General features: G+C 45.1%; 2 tRNA genes and 2 rRNA genes. All 4 read left to right on the forward strand.

The window, feature by feature from the left end:
* A 16S ribosomal RNA gene (locus I6F43_RS19930) occupies positions 1–210 on the forward strand; the annotation flags it as partial.
* A 76-nt stretch (positions 211–286) separates the two neighbouring features.
* Positions 287–363, forward strand: a tRNA-Ile gene (locus tag I6F43_RS19935).
* 50 nt (positions 364–413) lie between these two features.
* A tRNA-Ala gene (locus I6F43_RS19940) sits at positions 414–489 on the forward strand.
* 476 nt (positions 490–965) lie between these two features.
* A 23S ribosomal RNA gene (locus I6F43_RS19945) occupies positions 966–2,159 on the forward strand; the annotation flags it as partial.

Below are 2,159 nucleotides of genomic sequence, written 5' to 3' on the forward strand. Positions count from 1 at the left end.
AGTCGGAATCGCTAGTAATCGCGTATCAGAATGACGCGGTGAATACGTTCCCGGGCCTTGTACACACCGCCCGTCACACCATGGGAGTGGGTTGCTCCAGAAGTAGATAGTCTAACCCTCGGGAGGACGTTTACCACGGAGTGATTCATGACTGGGGTGAAGTCGTAACAAGGTAGCCCTAGGGGAACCTGGGGCTGGATCACCTCCTTATACGATTTAGAACTTATTTGTTCGTAGTGTCCACACAGATGATTGTTATTGTAAAGAGAACAACACTTATTGTTTTGGGTCTGTAGCTCAGCTGGTTAGAGCGCACCCCTGATAAGGGTGAGGTCGGTAGTTCAAATCTACTCAGACCCACCACTTCTTATCTAATTAAGAAGATGGTTAAAACAATAAGTACCAGCATATGTGGGGCTATAGCTCAGCTGGGAGAGCGCCTGCCTTGCACGCAGGAGGTCAGCAGTTCGATCCTGCTTAGCTCCACCACTTACTTCTTAAAAATAAATATTCTTTATCGGGCCATTAACCGCCTGAGAATAGAGTGTGTTTAATTTTGAGAAGTTTTTACATCTCTTGCTCTTTAAAAATTTGGAAAAGCTGATAATAAAATTCTGATAGATACATTGTATTTATCAAGAGTTTTCAAAAGTAAAAAAAGAATGGTAGCAGTACCATTCAGTGCCATTTAGTTAACTCTTATGAGTTGATTGATTGGTATCTACTTTAGTATTCAATATTGACTTCTGGCGAAGTTAAACTGTCACAAAACAAAGACCCGTTTGGGTTNAGATACATTGTATTTATCAAGAGTTTTCAAAAGTAAAAAAAAGAATGGTAGCAGTACCATTTAGTGCCATTTAGTTAACTCTTAGGAGTTGATTGATTGGTATCTACTTTAGTATTCAATATTGACTTCTGGCGAAGTTAAACTGTCACAAAACAAAGACCCGTTTGGGTTGTATGGTTAAGTGACTAAGCGTACACGGTGGATGCCTTGGCAGTTGGAGGCGATGAAGGACGTATTAACTNCTTGGCAGTTGGAGGCGATGAAGGACGTATTAACTTGCGATAAGCTTAGTCAAGCTAGTAAAAAGCGCTTGAGACTAAGATTTCCGAATGGGGAAACCCACCTGCTTGCAGGTATCGTTAACTGAATACATAGGTTAACGAGGCGAACGCGGAGAACTGAAACATCTAAGTACCCGTAGGAAAAGAAATCAACCGAGATTCCGAAAGTAGCGGCGAGCGAAATCGGAACAGCCCTTAAGCTTATTATGTGTTAATGGAAGGCTGCTGGAAAGCGCCACGATACAGGGTGATAGTCCCGTACATGAAAAGACATTTTAAGTGAAATCGAGTAGGTCGGAGCACGTGAAACTTTGACTGAATATAGGTGGACCATCATCTAAGGCTAAATACTCCCAACTGACCGATAGTGAACCAGTACCGTGAGGGAAAGGCGAAAAGAACCCCTGTGAGGGGAGTGAAATAGAACCTGAAACCGTGTACGTACAAGCAGTAGGAGCCCACTTGTTGGGTGACTGCGTACCTTTTGTATAATGGGTCAGCGACTTATATTTTGTAGCGAGGTTAACCGAATAGGGGAGCCGTAGGGAAACCGAGTCTTAACTGGGCGAATAGTTGCAAGGTATAGACCCGAAACCCGGTGATCTAGCCATGGGCAGGTTGAAGGTTGAGTAACATCAACTGGAGGACCGAACCCACTAACGTTGAAAAGTTAGGGGATGACCTGTGGCTAGGAGTGAAAGGCTAATCAAACCGGGAGATAGCTGGTTCTCCCCGAAATCTATTTAGGTAGAGCCTCGGACGAATACTTACGGGGGTAGAGCACTGTTAAGGCTAGGGGGTCATCCCGACTTACCAACCCTTTGCAAGCTCCGAATACCGTAAAGTAATATCCGGGAGACACACGGCGGGTGCTAACGTCCGTCGTGAAGAGGGAAACAACCCAGACCGCCAGCTAAGGTCCCAAAGTCATAGTTAAGTGGGAAACGATGTGGAAAGGCCCAGACAGCCAGGAGGTTGGCTTAGAAGCAGCCATCCTTTAAAGAAAGCGTAATAGCTCACTGGTCGAGTCGGTCTGCGCGGAAGATGTAACGGGGCTAAACTATGCACCGAAGCTGCGGATTCAGAAT

This window comes from Pseudoalteromonas sp. NZS71_1 (assembly GCF_015864305.1).
Lineage (GTDB): Bacteria > Pseudomonadota > Gammaproteobacteria > Enterobacterales > Alteromonadaceae > Pseudoalteromonas > Pseudoalteromonas arctica.